This is a genomic window from Lysinibacillus sp. RC79 (assembly GCF_041262405.1).
Classification (GTDB): Bacteria; Bacillota; Bacilli; order Bacillales_A; family Planococcaceae; genus Lysinibacillus.
Map to the genome: position 1 here is coordinate 89,132 of NZ_JBGCCD010000005.1, position 14,704 is coordinate 103,835.

Below are 14,704 nucleotides of genomic sequence, written 5' to 3' on the forward strand. Positions count from 1 at the left end.
CAATGTTTGTGAAGGATTGTACTTTAATGAATGGGGTGCAATAAAAAATACTTCTGATTAAAATCCTTTATGAGCTTTCCACTTAGTTGAGTATAAATACGTATATAAACACTCTTATAATGGCCCTTTATTCATCTAAAGGGCAGGTTAGTTGAAGAACCAGTTAGAAACTTTTCCTTTTTAGGTTCGTATAGCTATTTATTATCATTATTGATTTTACAAAATCAAATAATATATGAGGTGTATAAAAATGTATAAATATATGTATGTAGAAGCAAAGGTTGCTGGTTTATTTACAATGGAAAGTCATAGGGAAATAATCGATAAGTATAGTAAAGAAGGCTGGAGATTTGTTGCTGCTATTCCTAAAAGTAGTGGGTCATATGGTCAGATTAAAGCAATTGATTTGGTTTTTGAAAAATATGAAGAAGAACAATAGTTTTCTTTTCTAGGAATTAATAATGAACAAAAGATATTAGTTTGTGAATAATTACACTTAAACTAACGAGTGCTTTACTTGAAGATTATTGAGTTGCATAGGCAGCTCTTTTTTCTTATTGAGCTAACGGAGCAGCTTAGATTAACAAGTACAGTTTAAAGAAGTTTGAAAAATTGATGAGGTATTTTTTATTCTCTTAATTAAATAGAGTATAATATAGCATATAACCCATTTGTAATCGCTTAAGAGGTTAAAAATATAACAATGAAATGAGCGATAAATGTATGCGAGAAACAAATAATTTCCCCCTATTATCTGGAAATATTTCATTAGATTTAGTAAATACTGAGGTAGTAAGATGGGGACAAAGATCTGATTTATTAATGAATAATGAAGATATACTGGATTGGATCAATGTCGTAAATGAGGATAATTCGTTTTGGAATGAGCAACTATTTATAAAAGTTATGGAACGTTTGAGCCAAGTAACATCAAATATTTTAGAAATGCGAAGCGTTATAAGAAAAGAATTTGAAACCATCGCAGATTCACGTCAAATTTCCAATAATTTTATCGCCTTTTTAGAAAAGAAAATTGAAAAGGCACCTTTTGCATATAAACTGATAGAAAATAAATTAATCTCTTTTCCGATTGGAGAGATTGAGGATGTACTTTTATCTTTAATTGCTCTCGATATATTAACTTTAATCGAAGAAAACAAACTTACTTTTCTCAAGAGATGCTCAAATCCAGAGTGTGTTCTTTTATTTATTAATGTGAGCGGGAGACGTAAATGGTGTTCCATGAAAATATGTGGGAATAGAAAAAAAGTGGCAAGATTTCAACATCGAAAATTAGAAGATAACTAAAGAATCAACTTTTTAGAGAGTTGGTTCTTTAGTTTTGTCGATTTAAACTAACCTATAATATTTATATTTACAGGTTAGTTTTATTAATGTAGAATAAATTGTAAATAGAGGAGGGGTTATAATGAGAGAAACGGTAATCAATCGTGTAGATAAAAAATTAATAAATGTTCGTTACTTATCGAAGATGAAAGGAAAAGGAAGGAGTCCATTGCAAGTTGATGTAAAGGACTCCTTTACAGGATTTACTGGTGGATTTCTAACAATTGTTACTTTAATTTATCTAACTAATATAACTTCTACTGAATGGTTAATGGCTCCGTTCGGTGCAAGTTGTGTGTTAGTATTTGGTGTTTGGAACGCACCATTATCGCAACCTCGAAATGTAATCGGTGGTCATTTCCTATCAACATTCATTGGTCTATTTATGTATCAACTATTTGGTAATGAACCATGGGCAATTGCATTAGCAGTGGGTTTAGCGATTGCAATAATGATGCTCACGAAAACAACACATCCACCAGCTGGGGCAGACCCACTTGTTGTTATGTTAGGTACATATAGTTGGAATTATTTAATTTCGCCTGTTTTAATTGGCTCAATTATTATCGTGATTTTTGCATTGTTAATCAATAATCTGCGTAGTAACAGAAATTATCCTACATTTTGGGTATAAAGAAATTATCGATTAAAGTTAATCCAGATTCTGTAGGTCAATAACAGAGGTAAAAGAAAATAAGGAAATATACGAAGGTGGTATTGTGGCTCGTAATGTATTTTTATTTGATGAAAACGAACATTTACTGGAGAAGTTAGGATGTATGAATGTTGTTGGTAGATTGTTACTGAAACATGCGCAGTACCGTTATGGAATGAAATACTCTTACTTGATGTAATTGGAAATAACCACGACAATCCAGAGCTTTTGGAAACAAAAGAGGAAAATATAAAGTTTGTGAATACATACACTTAAACTAACGGTGGCTTTACTTGAAGATCATTGAGTTGCATAGGCAGCTCTTTTTTCTTATTGAGCTAACGGAGTAGGATAGTGTAATAAGGGAATGCAGGGAAGTAACTGAATAAGGTGGAATCAGTGGATTAATAGTAAAGAGGTGAAATAATGAGGAAATATGCTATTCTTGAGGAAAAGATTGATGACATATGTAAAGTAATGATTTATGAATCGCCCGATGAAACATACGTGTTTTTATATAATACATTACAAGATACTGGTTGTTTTGCTGATATGTGTTTTGAAGTTTTAGAAGAAGCAGAAGAATACTGTGAAAAATTAGGTATTAATAATGAGGATTGGCTATTTATTGATGACCCGTTAGATGGATGCCAAGAAGATATAATTAATAGTAAATGATACAGATTTGTGTTGTTTTACACTTAATCTAACGGGAGTTTTACTTAAATAAGGGGAAATGAAATTATGAAAAAACATTGTTGTGAGGATATGACTTTTCATGCAAGTTTCAAGTGTGAAATACATGAGAATCCATTTGAATGTCCTGATAAAATAATCATTTTTTATGAACAAAATAATGACTACGGTTTGATAATACATGATGGTGGGGAGTCGATTATTAGCATTGATTTTTGTCCTTGGTGTGGTTCGAAACTTTGAATTTTAAATACTTCCTTTTTCAACTATCTGGTGCTTTACTTCAAGATGGGATTCCTCAGAGACCCCATCTTTTTCTTATTCAACTAACGGAGCAAGATAGTTGAAGAAGTATTTTATTTCCTAACAAGAGGGAAAGATTATAATAAATATTGAATTTATATAGGGGTGAGTAATCACTGCATCTCTATATCAGGAGGAAATTAAGTATGTCGAGAGAATTATGGTTGAACCTGCCAGTGCGAGAAGTAGAACGGGCAAAGGCGTTTTATACGCAGCTCGGATTTCGGTTGAATGAGCGGTATGCGAGTCAAGACGGCTCATTCAGCTTGATAGTCGGCGATAATCAGGTAGTTTTAATGCTCTTCCCAGAATCCACGTTTCGCGGTTTTACTGGTAATGAGGTTGCGGATTCGTGGAAAGGTACTGAAGTGTTATTCTCTCTGGGGGCGAACTCCAGGGATGAAGTTGATGAGCTCGCCTTGAAAGTCGAACGTGCCGGCGGAACTGTATTCAGCAAACCTGGTGAAAAGGGTGGCTGGATGTACGGCTGCGGTTTTACGGATCCAGACGGTCATCGGTGGAACGCTTTGTATATGGATATGAGCAAAATGCCGAAAGGCTAAAAATCGATTCGCCATTTCGAGTCGAGTGTTTAAAAAGAAAGTAAAACCTTTTTTTCTTCAACTAATGGGTGCTAGAGGTAAAGATGGGGACTGCTGCGGCAATCCCTTTTCTTATTCCACTAATGGGGGAGTTTAGTTGAAAGGGGAAAAATTACATATATAAAATAAGGCAATACATTGTTAGGATTTGATAGGTAAAGTATTCTATGGAATGAAATTGGAACGGTGGCGTTTCTCCAACAAGTGAGGACGTTTTTTTTACTAACGAAGCAGATTTGTTGAACAATAAAAATATATATGAGGGATTTAAATGAAGACGAACGAAGAAGCAGTTTGGGATATGATTAAATACTTTTTTTCTTATCTTAGATACCTCACCCTTTCAAAAGAAGAAAAGATTGAAATTAATATAAGTTTAATTAAAGATAAATACTGGTTCCAAGAACTAATGATTGCTGAACCTTCTAAGCTTAAATTGATAGAAGAAGATGAAGAGATTAGGCGATATCTATCCTCGAGAAAGATGGTTAGAAAATTGCAAGGGGACAAAGAGGAACGGCAGCGTTTTAAAGGATTTTTAAACGATAGATTAAATTGTTATTAAGCTAACGGGTATCTTACTTCAAGATGGGAATCCACAGCAGAGGCAGCTCTTTTTTCTTTATTGAACTAATGGGGCAGATTAATTCAATAAAATGCTATACTAGCCCTAATTTCATAACTATTTTAAGGAGTTAAACTCTTATGATTATAAAAATTGACTTTGGTGAAGATTATATTCAATACAATTCTTGTTCAACAAAAGTAGGTAGGAAGATGAACAGTATTCAGAAGGACTTTCAAAATTGGATTTTTGATGAGGAAAAGAATACAGAATATTGGGCATTAGAAAATGGAGAAAAAATTCACCCAAATTACGATGCTAATGCAATTATTGACTGGTTAAACAATGTAAGATTTAAAAAAGGAATTGCAAAAGCAAAATTAATCACGAGTCCTCAATTTAAAGTAAAAAAGAAATTATATTATTAAATTGGTTCTTTAATAAAACGATAAGATTGTGAAAAAATGCACTTAAAGTAACGGAAGCGATTGTTTAATTAGAGTAATCGCTTCTTGTGCTAACGGAGCAGGTTTGTTGAATAGCAATGTTTAACTTGTGTTCAACAATCGGGACAAATTCTGAAATAAAACTTAATAAAAAAATTCGATATTTATGTTAAAGTAGAAAGGTTATTATAAATATACTTAACCGTAATGCAGGGTAGCTAAGAATTAGTGAGTATATTATAGAAACGGTAAGGAGTAAATTTCACTATGGATAAAAAGGGTCTCTTAATAGGTTTTTTAACAGTTTTCGTGATATCTCTCACTTATAATATAATGAGCAGTATACAACTATCGAATATATGGATACTTAATCAAGGTATAAATTCGATTGTCAGTCTTGTAGTGTTTTTTATCTTTACACGTATCTGGAGTTATTTTAAAAAGGAAAAATTTTTCAGCTAAAGGGCGCATTTTTTGAATAAGAAGGCGTCTTTTTGTATAGACAACACAATTGATGGATTGAGTTTATAATGATTTGTAAAAAAGATTGTGAAGTATTGTACTTAAAGTAACGGAGTGCTTTAGTTACATATTCGATATTCAAAATATCAAACCAAAAAACAGAGTTGATTCTACACTTTTTGTAGAGTAACTCTGTTTTTATGTTTTAACACCAACAATCTAATATCCTTATCAAAAGAAGTATTAAGGTGAAGGAACTAAATCGTCGGAACCATCTTTTTGAGAAACTGGGCTATTCATTAATTATTCCATAATACACTAAATCCTCATATTTACCGTCTTTAATAATATGATCCTTTAAAATTCCTTCTTGTTTCATGCCAATCTTCTCCATTACTTTTCCTGAAGCAGGGTTTGTTGAAAAATATCGGGCAAACACTTTGTGCAGTTTCTTTTCTTCAAAAGCAAATTGTACAATCGATTGTGCTGCCTCCGTGGCATAGCCTTTTCCCCAATATTCCTCGCCAATCCAATAGGCTATTTCACCTTGATTAAAATGTTTATTATTCGATAATGCAATGGCTCCAAATAATTCACCAGTTTCCTTATCTGTAACAGCAAACTCGTACGAAATATCCTCCATAAAATGATCGTAATGATGTTCCATCCATGATAATGCGTCATTTAAACTATAAGGATAAGGTAGATACATAGTGCTTTTATAAATATTATAGTTATTGCAAAGCTTTGTAACCGTTTCTGCATCAGATGTTTGAAATAATCTAAGAACGAGTCTTTCTGTAGTAATCATTAACTTTTCACGAATATATCCCATTAAATCATCTCCATTTATCAATATTTTGTAAAATGACTCTCATCATAGCGTAGGGTTGATTTCCGTATCGACTAGGCGTTTTGACGCTGACGCTACGCTTTCGCACAGAGCAAAGCTTCTTGGGGGCGACCGATGAGCCACTGCGCTCCAATCAACTCATTTACATGGTATAAAAATTTAAAATATCATCCCAAATTTTAGGAATGAGATGAATCTATTATATAGTAAACGGAAAATTCTAACAATGAAATGGGGGGATCTAAATATTTCTCCCAAACAAAAAGACAGAATCACTTGGAGGTGATTCTGTCTGGGTTCAATTAGTTGAGTTTTTTAATAAAAACAACTTTTAAGTAATTGAATTCTGGATATTCACGTGGGGCACGGAAATCCTTTGGTAAGCTGTATTCTTCAACAATTTTATAGGCTGTTTTGGTTTCTTTAAATGCTTGGTCAATAAAGCTCTTGAACTTTTTCATACCAAAGCTTGCATTGTTCGTTGAGGCAACAATGACACCGTTTTTCTCCGTAATCGCGATTGTATCTACGAGTAATTTAGGGTAGTCTTTCGCAGTTGAGAACGTTCTTTCCTTCGTACGTGCAAAGCTAGGTGGATCTAAAACGACAAGATCAAATTTCAAATTATGGCGCTGAGCATATTTAAAATAGTTGAAGACATCCATGACTTTAATATCCTGTGATTCGTAGTCAATGCTGTTGACGCTAAATTGCTCAATTGTTTTGGCTAAACTACGCTTTGCCACATCTACACTTGTTGTTTTTACTGCTCCTCCAAGTGCCGCTGCGACAGAAAATGCCCCCGTATAGGAGAACGTATTTAGCATATTTTTACCTTCTGCATAACGTTCACGAATGGCAAGTCTCACTTCTCGTTGATCGAGGAAAATACCTGTCATGGCTCCATCGTTTAAATTGACAGCGTATTTCATATTATTTTCCGATACGATAATTGGGAATTCGCCAGGCGTTCCCATTACAAAATCGTCCTGTTCCATATACTGGCCTTTCGTATCGAAACGTTTTTTCTCATAAATGGCCTTGTAGTTTACAGTTTCTGCAAGGGCTTCATATACTTCTTCTTTAAATGAATAAATGCCGGCGCTATACCAACTTACCATATAGTAAGAATCGAAAAAGTCAATAGTTAAACCGCCAATGCCATCACCCTCGCCATTAAAGATTCGGAATGCTGTTGTGTGAGGATTGTTGAAAAATGCTTCTCGATTTTGTATAGCTTTTTTAAATTTTTTCATAAAAAAGGCTTGGTCTATTATTTCGTTAGCATCGTTTGTTAGCACCCAACCAATACCTTTGTTTTGTAAGCCATAGTATCCTGTGCCAATAAAACGGTTATGATTATCCGTCAGTCTTAATAGAGAACCTTCCTCTTTTGGAAGATGTCGGGCATCAACTGCATCTTTTGAAATGAGAGGATAGCCTTTTTTTAATTGATCAGAAAAGGGATTGTTAATTTGTAAAGCAATAGTTTGTGTCATGTTGTCATCCTTTAAAAAAACATTTTGCTCTATTATCGCACTATTTTATGCTGATAGACAAACTTATTTCACGAAATTAGCAATTTTTTCAGCTGTTTCAATTGTTGCTTGTTCGAAAAAATTCATTTTACTATAGTAGCTATGGATTAAACCAGCCATGTTTACATGTTCAACTGTCACTCCGGCATTCGTAAGCTTTTGTGCGTAGGCAAGACCTTCATCATAGAGGACGTCTGCCTCTGCAGCAATGATAATCGTTTTTGGTAAAACACTTAAATCCTCAATCTGAAGTGGGGAAACAAGAGGATCCATATAGTTTGGTTGATCTGTGTAATGACCCGCAAACCACTGCATCCCTTGTTTGTCTAAGCCATAGTGTTCCCCGTAAACATTGTAAGAAGTCGTTGTAAAATCAACATTGACTACAGGATAAATAAGTGCCTGTGCTTTAATCGCGGGTCCATTTAATGTCGCAGCTAAGTAGGCGACCACTGTTGCTAAGTTTCCGCCTGCGCTATCACCAGCGACTGTAAGATTTGCTGTATCTCCACCGAAATTTTCGATGTTTTCGTAAATCCACATGAAACTGTCATAAGCATCGTAGAGCGGAGTAGGGAATGGATATTCTGGTGCTAGGCGATAATCAACCGATACAACGATTGCTTCGGCTTTTTTTGCTAATAGCTGACAGCCTGCATCCGTAGAGTCTAAATTTCCAAATACCCAACCGCCTCCATGATAATAAACAATGACAGGAAGGTTTTTATTTAAAACAGGTCTATAAATACGCACATTTATTTGTGCTCCATCTCGAACTGTTATTTTTCTATTCTCAATTGCCGCAAGCTGAGGGATATTTGGTGACGTCCATTTTGGCACTATTCGAACGGCTCTCGCTTCTTGTGGTGTTAAATCATAATATTGTAAAGAAGAATCACTTGCTTTTATATAACGGATTGCTTCATCTCTTAATTTAGTCATCTTCATCAATCCTTTTTAATTACTTTTGTAAATCTATTATAAACTATTCATATAAAATTACTAGGATTTAATATCGAAAAAGAAAATATTTTAATTTCTAAGCTGAAATTATCTGATTGTAAAGTAAAATTATGTTTATAATATAATGAACGAAAGTATTTGGAGGGACAATATGATTTCTTTAATTGTGGCACATGATAATAATTATGTGATTGGCTATGAAAATGGCATGCCATGGCATTTGCCTGGGGATTTAAAATATTTTAAGGAAAAAACGATGGGGAAGCCAATGATTATGGGGCGTAAAACATTCGAATCCATCGGTAGACCGCTTCCTGGTCGACGCAATATTGTAATTACGCGTGATGAAAACTATCAGGCGGATGGGATTGAAGTGGTGACAAGCTTAGAGGGTGCCCTCGCCCTTGCTGGGGATGTTCCAGAAATAATGATTATTGGCGGCGAGCAAATTTTCCGCTTATCCATGGATATCGCAGATCGCTTGTATATTACAAAAATCAATCATTCGTTTAATGGGGATACATACTTCCCGAACTATGAGCAGGATTTTGTACAAGTATCCTCAGGGGAGCCAGAAACAGCACCAGAGGGTTACACATTCCAATATCAGATTTTTGAACGTAAGAACTAAATCATAAAGTAAACGAAGCACGGTGATAAATCACCGTGCTTTTCATGTGGAATGGAAGGTGATTGGAAGTATTTATAGAATAAAAAATTATAAGATTCGTCACTATAATGTAGGGTTGATTTCCGTTCAGATTGAGCGGGATAAATTCAATAAGTCTATCGTCGTTATCATTTTCCGGCAAGTTTGTTTTAGCCAGACGAATGAAAGAGCTATCGAAGCGACGGAAGAGTCAAGGAAGCGACGGAAAAAACGTCGAAGCGACGGATAGATCCATCGAAACGACGGAAGAACAATCGAGCGACGGATAGAGATATTGGAGCGACGGAAAGAGTCATCGAAACGACGGAAAGAAACGTCGAAGCGACGGATAGACCCATCGAAACAACGGATCGATCTTTGGGGCAAGCAGATAAGTCGCTTCGCTTGCGATAAAGGGCTACGTTTCTTATCAAAATTTCCGAAGAATTTGTACAATTAACCTTATAATTAAGGCTGCTAATTCCAATATTAGATTCAAACAAAAGGGGAACATCAGTGAGAACAATAACCTTATCAAATGGAGAAACGGTAAAAGTTGAATGTTTGAGCTGTGCAATTACGAGTGGGCTTAATCAATTATGCCTCGGCATAATTGCGTCCGGAATCGGATTATTTTCATGCCCATCAAGATGTTGCTTATCCGATAAAGGGATTAATCATTCTAGCTTCTAAGCGCCATATTAAATGCTTTGATGAACTTAACGATGAGGAAAAAATGGATTATATAAACCTCTTATCAAAAATCAGAAAGGCTCAAAGGGATGTATTGGGTATAGAGTACGTTTATTATTTTTACAATGAAGATACGACACATCATTTTCATACTTGGATGGTACTTCGCTATGAATGGATGCACGAATTTGGACGTTCCGTTGAATCGTTTAGACCAGTTCTACTTCATGCGAGAAATAAAATGAATAATGAAGAAAATAAACTAGAAGTGATGCGTGCAGCAAAGGCATTAACAAAGAAACTAACAGGCGGATTCCAATAAAAATATAAAAAATCGCTCCTTTATAAAGGAGCGATTTTTTAGTTAATATTTATAAGTAAAAATAAACACAAGCATACATCGATCCACAACCAGCTAACACAAATAGATGCCAAATTGTATGATTGTAGGGAAGTGAACGCCATGCGTAAAAGATAGCCCCAATCGTATAAAAAAGCCCACCTGCTAACAGTAAGGCAAAGCCATGAAAGCCTAAGAAAAGATAGACAGGTTTAACAGCAAAAATAATCAGCCAGCCCATACCGATGTAAAAAATTAAAGAAAGTTTCTCAAATCGATTAATAAAAAAACATTTAAAAATAACGCCTAGTATGGCAAGTGACCAAATAATACATAATAAAGTAATACCTAGCGTGCCACCAATTGCAATTAAAAGAAAAGGTGTATACGTTCCTGCAATTAAAATATAAATAGAAGAATGGTCAAGAATGGCGAAAAAGTGTTTATATTTTTCCGGCATGCTATGTAACAGCGTCGACATTAAAAATAAAATAATCACAGAGGCACCAAAAACCGTAAACGTTGTAATTTGGAGCGCACTTCCGGTTTGTACAGCTGCTAAAATAAGAATAACTAGTGCTGGAATACTTGCGATAAATCCAATGCCATGTGTAATGGCATTCCACAACTCTTCCTTCCATGTTTTGTAGTCAAAAGAATCTACCATATCGAACACTCCTTTCGTGCATACATTTACTATACCCCGATAATTCTCATACTGGTATTTACATTTGTCATGTTTTCAACATCAAAAGTGTCATATAAATGTTGAAATGATTGAGGGACTTTGTTAGACAAGGAATCGACAAAGCGCTATAGTATCCAAGGTAGCGGATACAAATGGACTGAAACGAGTGAAACCTAATGACAAATGTCATGTTTACATAATGATTCATTAGTCTATATAATAAATTTTAATGAAGTAAAAGGATGTGTCGAAGTGGGACGAATTCATATAGTAACGGACTCAACTTGTGATTTAACAAAGGAAGAAGTAGCACAGCACGGTATACATATTGTGCCTCTAACGATTCAAATTGATGATAAAACTTATATAGATGGTATTGATTTAGAGCCACAACCTTTTTTAGGGTTAATGAAAAACGCTAAAAATTTACCAAAAAGCTCGCAGCCTGCACCGGGAAAATTTAAAGAATTATACGATGAGCTAGGTAAAGACGGAGATCAAATTATTTCCATTCATATGACAGGTAGTATGAGCGGAACAGTAGAATCAGCTCGTCAGGCAGCGCAAATGTCCGACTCCGATGTAACTGTGATCGATTCACGTTTTATTACCACAGGTCTAGCCATTCAAATTCGAGAGGCTATTAAAATGCGCGATGCAGGTGCTACTGTCGAGGAAATTATTAAGCGTCTTGAGAAAGTGCGCGAAAATACGTATTTATATGTTATTGTCGACACACTTGAAAATTTAATTAAAGGCGGACGAATTGGGAAAGGTACAGGCTTTATCGGTTCTTTGCTGAACATAAAAGTTATTGCAAACTTAGAAGGTGGCGCATACAATCCCGTATCCAAAGTACGTAGCCATAAACAGGTTGTGAACTACTTATTTAAACAATTCCAAGCTGACACTGCTGGAAAAACAGTAAAAACAGTTGGAATTTCTCATGCTGAGGGTCTAACAACGATGGGTGGACCTTTAAAAGAATTAATCGAGGGAACAGGTTTTAATGAAGTAGAAATTAACTTTACTTCACCAATCATCTCAACACATACGGGTCCAGGTGCAATCGGTTTTATTTATTTTGCAGAATAATATAAGAGAGCTACTACATAAATAATTGTAGTGGCTTTTTATTGTTGAAAAGTGAATACCTATTTATACAATCAGAAAAATGTTATAAACTCATACTTTTAAATAATACCTAGGTATAGTCACTTTTCATTGCAGTACGAACTATTCTATAATAGAAGTAAGCAAATGATGGAAGGTGGTCAAATGAGTATTTGGCGAATGATTGTTTTGTCATGTTTGACCGTCTTTGTACTAAGTGGTTGTGTAATATCAATAGATGAACCGAATCCGCAAGCAGAACCAGAAGGGGAGCACGCAGGGACGGAGCAAGATATGAAACAGGATGAGCAACAAACAGAAAATGAGGAAAAATCCTCAAAGAATGTATTGACGCAAATTTTTGAACATTTTTTTGAGCCATCACCAGAGGATTTACGGAAAATTGATGATAAAAGCGCAAAGCAACTACAATACTTAGCACTCGGTGATTCTTTAACAGCCGGTGTCGGTGATGAGTATAGTAAAGACGGTTTTGTTGGAAGATTAGCAGATTCATTGGGAGCTTGGCCCTCGATTTCAGATGTTGAAGTCGATAATCGAGGAAAAAGAGGAAGACGTAGTGATCAGCTATTAAAATTAGTGGAAAAAGGGCATTATGATGAAGAGTTGCAAAAAGCACAGCTCATTTCGATTACAATGGGTGGAAATGATGTCATGAAGGTTGTCAGAAACGATTTATTTAATTTGAAACGCGATGCTTTTGATAAAGAATTGCAGGCATATAAGAAACGCTATAGTAAAATTATTGAAGGTATACGAGCAAAAAATCCAACAGTGCCTTTATTACTTATCGGTTTTTACAACCCATTTTCAATCGTGACAAATGAAGCGAATGAATTTGATACAATTATTACCGAGTGGAATAAAGTCATTGAAGACATAGCAAAGAAAGATACTAATGCGTGCTATGTATCAGTGGAGGACTTGTTTGATTCAAATAAAGAGCTCGTTTATCATACGGATTTCTTCCACCCAAATGCAAAAGGCTATGACAAAATGACAGATCGAATTTTGAAAGCAATGGAGAAATGTAACATGGAACAAAAGATTAACAAGGAAATAGGCTTCGAGGAGTGACAAAATGAATAAATGGAAATTTGCATTTTTTGCCTTAGCAGGCACAGTGCTTTTTGCAATCCTCCTCGTCGTTTTTTTAGCAACTAGACCAGTAGATGGAGTAAATTTTGCGGAGAGTTCAAAAGGTGAAAGTGAAGTAAAAGGAAATGTACTCGTTGTCCAAACGACAACGAAGGAATTAGAATCTATTTCGAAAAAGTATTTAAAGGATGCGGGGTCACCATTACCGTTGGATTTTACGATTGGTGATGATATTCAATTAAGAAGTACATTAAAGGTGTTTTATACAGAAATCCCTATTTCTATGAACTTCGATCCGATAGTGGATGAGAAAGGGAATATTATTTTAAAACAGACAGGGATGAATGTTGGGCTGTTAAATATTCCACCTGAGACAACGATGAAAATTATGCGAGACACGGTGGAATTCCCTTCTTGGATTACTATCGATCCAAATAAAGCAGAAATCTATATTGACTTATCGCGCATTAACATTGCTTCAGGATCTCGTATCAAAGCAAAAGAATTAGACTTACCAAAGGATAAGATTTTACTGGAAGTAATTGTTCCTGGTGCATAAGGAGTGAGATAAATGGCAAAGCAATATGCAACATTTGCAGGAGGTTGTTTTTGGTGTATGGTCAAGCCTTTTGACGAAACACCTGGCATTGAATCAGTAATTTCCGGCTATACGGGTGGACATGTTGTCAATCCAACATATGAACAAGTATGCTCTGAAACGACAGGGCATGTTGAAGCGGTTCAAATTACGTTTGATGATGAGTTATATTCTTTCGTGCAATTACTCGCGACATTTTGGACATTAATTGATCCAACAGATGCTGGAGGACAATTTTATGATCGTGGAGAGTCCTACACAACCGCGATTTTTTACCACAATGATGAGCAACGTGATTTGGCTGAGCGTTCTAAAGCAGATTTACAAGCATCTGGTAAATTCGATAAACCGATCGCAGTGAAAATTTTACCAGCAAGCTCGTTTTACTCAGCTGAAACCTATCATCAATATTATTATAAGAAAAATCCAATGCACTACGAGCGCTATGCCGTCGGGTCTGGTCGCAAAGCGTTTCAGGAGACACACTGGGGGTTGAAAAATGAATAAAGAACAACGTTTAAAAGAGTTAACGGACATGCAATATTATGTAACACAGGAAAGTGGAACAGAGCCACCGTTCCGCAATGAATATGATAAGCACTTTGAAGAGGGTATTTATGTAGATATCGTTTCAGGGAAGCCGTTATTTAGCTCATTAGATAAATTCGATTCAGGCTGTGGCTGGCCAGCATTTGCAAAGCCAATTGAAAAGGAAGAAGTTGCAGAGCATTTCGATACATCTCACGGGATGCGTCGCGTAGAGGTTCGAAGCAAAGAAGCTGATTCCCATTTAGGACATGTCTTCCCAGATGGACCAAGTGAACTTGGAGGCTTACGCTATTGTATTAACTCCGCAGCACTCCGCTTTGTACCAAAAGAGGATTTAGAAAAAGAAGGCTATGCAGAATACCTTTCATTATTTAAATAACAACAACTCCTAGCAGGATAGATAGTGCTAGGAGTTTTTTTATGGTTTTAAAATGTTTTTTGAATCGGTAGCGACGGATAGATCAGCCGAAGCGACGAAAAGGCAATCGAAGCGACGGATAGAATCGACAAAGTGACGGAAAGAGC

The 14,704-nt window shown here is 35.5% G+C and carries 19 protein-coding genes and 1 pseudogene; 16 read left to right on the forward strand and 4 right to left on the reverse strand.

What is annotated here, in order from left to right:
* The first annotated feature begins 250 nt into the window (after positions 1 to 250).
* The 9 genes from ABH968_RS06700 (at position 251) to ABH968_RS06735 (ending at position 4,596) form a co-directional block, all read left to right on the forward strand.
* On the forward strand, positions 251 to 439 hold the full coding sequence (locus ABH968_RS06700; protein ID WP_370043238.1) for a DUF4177 domain-containing protein: 189 nt from the start codon (positions 251 to 253) through the stop codon (positions 437 to 439).
* Between the two features lie 284 nt (positions 440 to 723).
* A complete protein-coding gene (locus tag ABH968_RS06705; RefSeq protein ID WP_370043239.1) occupies positions 724 to 1,308 on the forward strand; it encodes a CGNR zinc finger domain-containing protein in 585 nt (194 codons plus the stop codon).
* Between the two features lie 121 nt (positions 1,309 to 1,429).
* Positions 1,430 to 1,981: an HPP family protein gene (locus ABH968_RS06710; protein ID WP_370043240.1), complete on the forward strand. Its 552-nt coding sequence runs from the start codon at positions 1,430 to 1,432 to the stop codon at positions 1,979 to 1,981.
* An 85-nt stretch (positions 1,982 to 2,066) separates the two neighbouring features.
* Positions 2,067 to 2,201: a hypothetical protein gene (locus ABH968_RS06715; RefSeq protein ID WP_370043241.1), complete on the forward strand. Its 135-nt coding sequence runs from the start codon at positions 2,067 to 2,069 to the stop codon at positions 2,199 to 2,201.
* A gap of 227 nt (positions 2,202 to 2,428) precedes the next feature.
* A complete protein-coding gene (locus ABH968_RS06720; RefSeq protein ID WP_370043242.1) occupies positions 2,429 to 2,680 on the forward strand; it encodes a hypothetical protein in 252 nt (83 codons plus the stop codon).
* A gap of 66 nt (positions 2,681 to 2,746) precedes the next feature.
* Positions 2,747 to 2,941, forward strand: coding sequence for a DUF6980 family protein (locus ABH968_RS27830; RefSeq protein WP_483308118.1), 195 nt, complete (start codon positions 2,747 to 2,749; stop codon positions 2,939 to 2,941).
* Positions 2,942 to 3,147: 206 nt separating this feature from the next.
* Positions 3,148 to 3,564 carry a VOC family protein gene (locus tag ABH968_RS06725; protein ID WP_370043243.1) on the forward strand — a complete coding sequence of 139 codons (417 nt, stop codon included), beginning with the start codon at positions 3,148 to 3,150 and terminating at the stop codon, positions 3,562 to 3,564.
* 310 nt (positions 3,565 to 3,874) lie between these two features.
* A complete protein-coding gene (locus ABH968_RS06730) occupies positions 3,875 to 4,168 on the forward strand; it encodes a hypothetical protein (protein ID WP_370043244.1) in 294 nt (97 codons plus the stop codon).
* 140 nt (positions 4,169 to 4,308) lie between these two features.
* Complete coding sequence (locus ABH968_RS06735; RefSeq protein ID WP_370043245.1) at positions 4,309 to 4,596, forward strand: hypothetical protein; 288 nt, start codon at positions 4,309 to 4,311, stop codon at positions 4,594 to 4,596.
* 772 nt (positions 4,597 to 5,368) lie between these two features.
* Here the strand turns inward: ABH968_RS06735 and ABH968_RS06740 are convergent.
* The 3 genes from ABH968_RS06740 to ABH968_RS06750 form a co-directional block, all read right to left on the reverse strand.
* Entirely contained in the window at positions 5,369 to 5,911 is a 543-nt protein-coding gene (locus tag ABH968_RS06740) for a GNAT family N-acetyltransferase (RefSeq protein ID WP_370043246.1), read from the reverse strand.
* A 320-nt stretch (positions 5,912 to 6,231) separates the two neighbouring features.
* A complete protein-coding gene (locus ABH968_RS06745) occupies positions 6,232 to 7,428 on the reverse strand; it encodes a class I SAM-dependent rRNA methyltransferase (RefSeq protein ID WP_370043247.1) in 1,197 nt (398 codons plus the stop codon).
* Between the two features lie 63 nt (positions 7,429 to 7,491).
* Positions 7,492 to 8,409, reverse strand: coding sequence for an alpha/beta hydrolase (locus ABH968_RS06750; RefSeq protein ID WP_370043248.1), 918 nt, complete (start codon positions 8,407 to 8,409; stop codon positions 7,492 to 7,494).
* A gap of 172 nt (positions 8,410 to 8,581) precedes the next feature.
* Here ABH968_RS06750 and ABH968_RS06755 point away from each other — a divergent pair, with 172 nt between their 5' ends.
* Positions 8,582 to 9,061 carry a dihydrofolate reductase gene (locus ABH968_RS06755; RefSeq protein ID WP_370043249.1) on the forward strand — a complete coding sequence of 160 codons (480 nt, stop codon included), beginning with the start codon at positions 8,582 to 8,584 and terminating at the stop codon, positions 9,059 to 9,061.
* Between the two features lie 534 nt (positions 9,062 to 9,595).
* Positions 9,596 to 10,094 (forward strand): annotated as a pseudogene (locus ABH968_RS06760) (HIT family protein).
* Between the two features lie 49 nt (positions 10,095 to 10,143).
* Here ABH968_RS06760 and trhA read toward each other — a convergent pair.
* A complete protein-coding gene (gene trhA / locus ABH968_RS06765; protein WP_370043250.1) occupies positions 10,144 to 10,779 on the reverse strand; it encodes a PAQR family membrane homeostasis protein TrhA in 636 nt (211 codons plus the stop codon).
* A gap of 273 nt (positions 10,780 to 11,052) precedes the next feature.
* Here trhA and ABH968_RS06770 point away from each other — a divergent pair, with 273 nt between their 5' ends.
* From ABH968_RS06770 to msrB, 5 genes are all read left to right on the forward strand, one after another.
* Positions 11,053 to 11,895 carry a DegV family protein gene (locus ABH968_RS06770; RefSeq protein ID WP_370043251.1) on the forward strand — a complete coding sequence of 281 codons (843 nt, stop codon included), beginning with the start codon at positions 11,053 to 11,055 and terminating at the stop codon, positions 11,893 to 11,895.
* A 165-nt stretch (positions 11,896 to 12,060) separates the two neighbouring features.
* Positions 12,061 to 13,011, forward strand: a complete 951-nt coding sequence (locus tag ABH968_RS06775) for a GDSL-type esterase/lipase family protein (protein WP_370043252.1) — start codon at positions 12,061 to 12,063, stop codon at positions 13,009 to 13,011.
* A gap of 4 nt (positions 13,012 to 13,015) precedes the next feature.
* Positions 13,016 to 13,591 (forward strand): YpmS family protein, encoded by a 576-nt coding sequence (locus ABH968_RS06780; protein ID WP_370043253.1) that lies wholly within the window; start codon positions 13,016 to 13,018, stop codon positions 13,589 to 13,591.
* A gap of 12 nt (positions 13,592 to 13,603) precedes the next feature.
* Positions 13,604 to 14,137, forward strand: a complete 534-nt coding sequence (msrA, locus tag ABH968_RS06785; RefSeq protein WP_370043254.1) for a peptide-methionine (S)-S-oxide reductase MsrA — start codon at positions 13,604 to 13,606, stop codon at positions 14,135 to 14,137.
* On the forward strand, positions 14,130 to 14,558 hold the full coding sequence (gene msrB, locus ABH968_RS06790; RefSeq protein ID WP_370043255.1) for a peptide-methionine (R)-S-oxide reductase MsrB: 429 nt from the start codon (positions 14,130 to 14,132) through the stop codon (positions 14,556 to 14,558). Before msrA ends, msrB begins: the two co-directional genes overlap by 8 nt.
* Positions 14,559 to 14,704: the final 146 nt, after the last annotated feature.

Excerpts from the sequence above, each read along its gene's own strand:
- ABH968_RS06700 (WP_370043238.1), top strand. The coding sequence starts at position 251 with ATGTATAAATATATGTATGTAGAAGCAAAGGTTGCTGGTTTATTTACA.
- ABH968_RS06705 (WP_370043239.1), top strand. The coding sequence starts at position 724 with ATGCGAGAAACAAATAATTTCCCCCTATTATCTGGAAATATTTCATTA.
- ABH968_RS06710 (WP_370043240.1), top strand. The coding sequence starts at position 1,430 with ATGAGAGAAACGGTAATCAATCGTGTAGATAAAAAATTAATAAATGTT.
- ABH968_RS06720 (WP_370043242.1), top strand. The coding sequence starts at position 2,429 with ATGAGGAAATATGCTATTCTTGAGGAAAAGATTGATGACATATGTAAA.
- ABH968_RS27830 (WP_483308118.1), top strand. The coding sequence starts at position 2,747 with ATGAAAAAACATTGTTGTGAGGATATGACTTTTCATGCAAGTTTCAAG.
- ABH968_RS06725 (WP_370043243.1), top strand. The coding sequence starts at position 3,148 with ATGTCGAGAGAATTATGGTTGAACCTGCCAGTGCGAGAAGTAGAACGG.
- ABH968_RS06730 (WP_370043244.1), top strand. The coding sequence starts at position 3,875 with ATGAAGACGAACGAAGAAGCAGTTTGGGATATGATTAAATACTTTTTT.
- ABH968_RS06735 (WP_370043245.1), top strand. The coding sequence starts at position 4,309 with ATGATTATAAAAATTGACTTTGGTGAAGATTATATTCAATACAATTCT.
- ABH968_RS06740 (WP_370043246.1), bottom strand. The coding sequence starts at position 5,911 with ATGGGATATATTCGTGAAAAGTTAATGATTACTACAGAAAGACTCGTT.
- ABH968_RS06745 (WP_370043247.1), bottom strand. The coding sequence starts at position 7,428 with ATGACACAAACTATTGCTTTACAAATTAACAATCCCTTTTCTGATCAA.
- ABH968_RS06750 (WP_370043248.1), bottom strand. The coding sequence starts at position 8,409 with ATGACTAAATTAAGAGATGAAGCAATCCGTTATATAAAAGCAAGTGAT.
- ABH968_RS06755 (WP_370043249.1), top strand. The coding sequence starts at position 8,582 with ATGATTTCTTTAATTGTGGCACATGATAATAATTATGTGATTGGCTAT.
- trhA (WP_370043250.1), bottom strand. The coding sequence starts at position 10,779 with ATGGTAGATTCTTTTGACTACAAAACATGGAAGGAAGAGTTGTGGAAT.
- ABH968_RS06775 (WP_370043252.1), top strand. The coding sequence starts at position 12,061 with ATGATGGAAGGTGGTCAAATGAGTATTTGGCGAATGATTGTTTTGTCA.
- ABH968_RS06780 (WP_370043253.1), top strand. The coding sequence starts at position 13,016 with ATGAATAAATGGAAATTTGCATTTTTTGCCTTAGCAGGCACAGTGCTT.
- msrA (WP_370043254.1), top strand. The coding sequence starts at position 13,604 with ATGGCAAAGCAATATGCAACATTTGCAGGAGGTTGTTTTTGGTGTATG.
- msrB (WP_370043255.1), top strand. The coding sequence starts at position 14,130 with ATGAATAAAGAACAACGTTTAAAAGAGTTAACGGACATGCAATATTAT.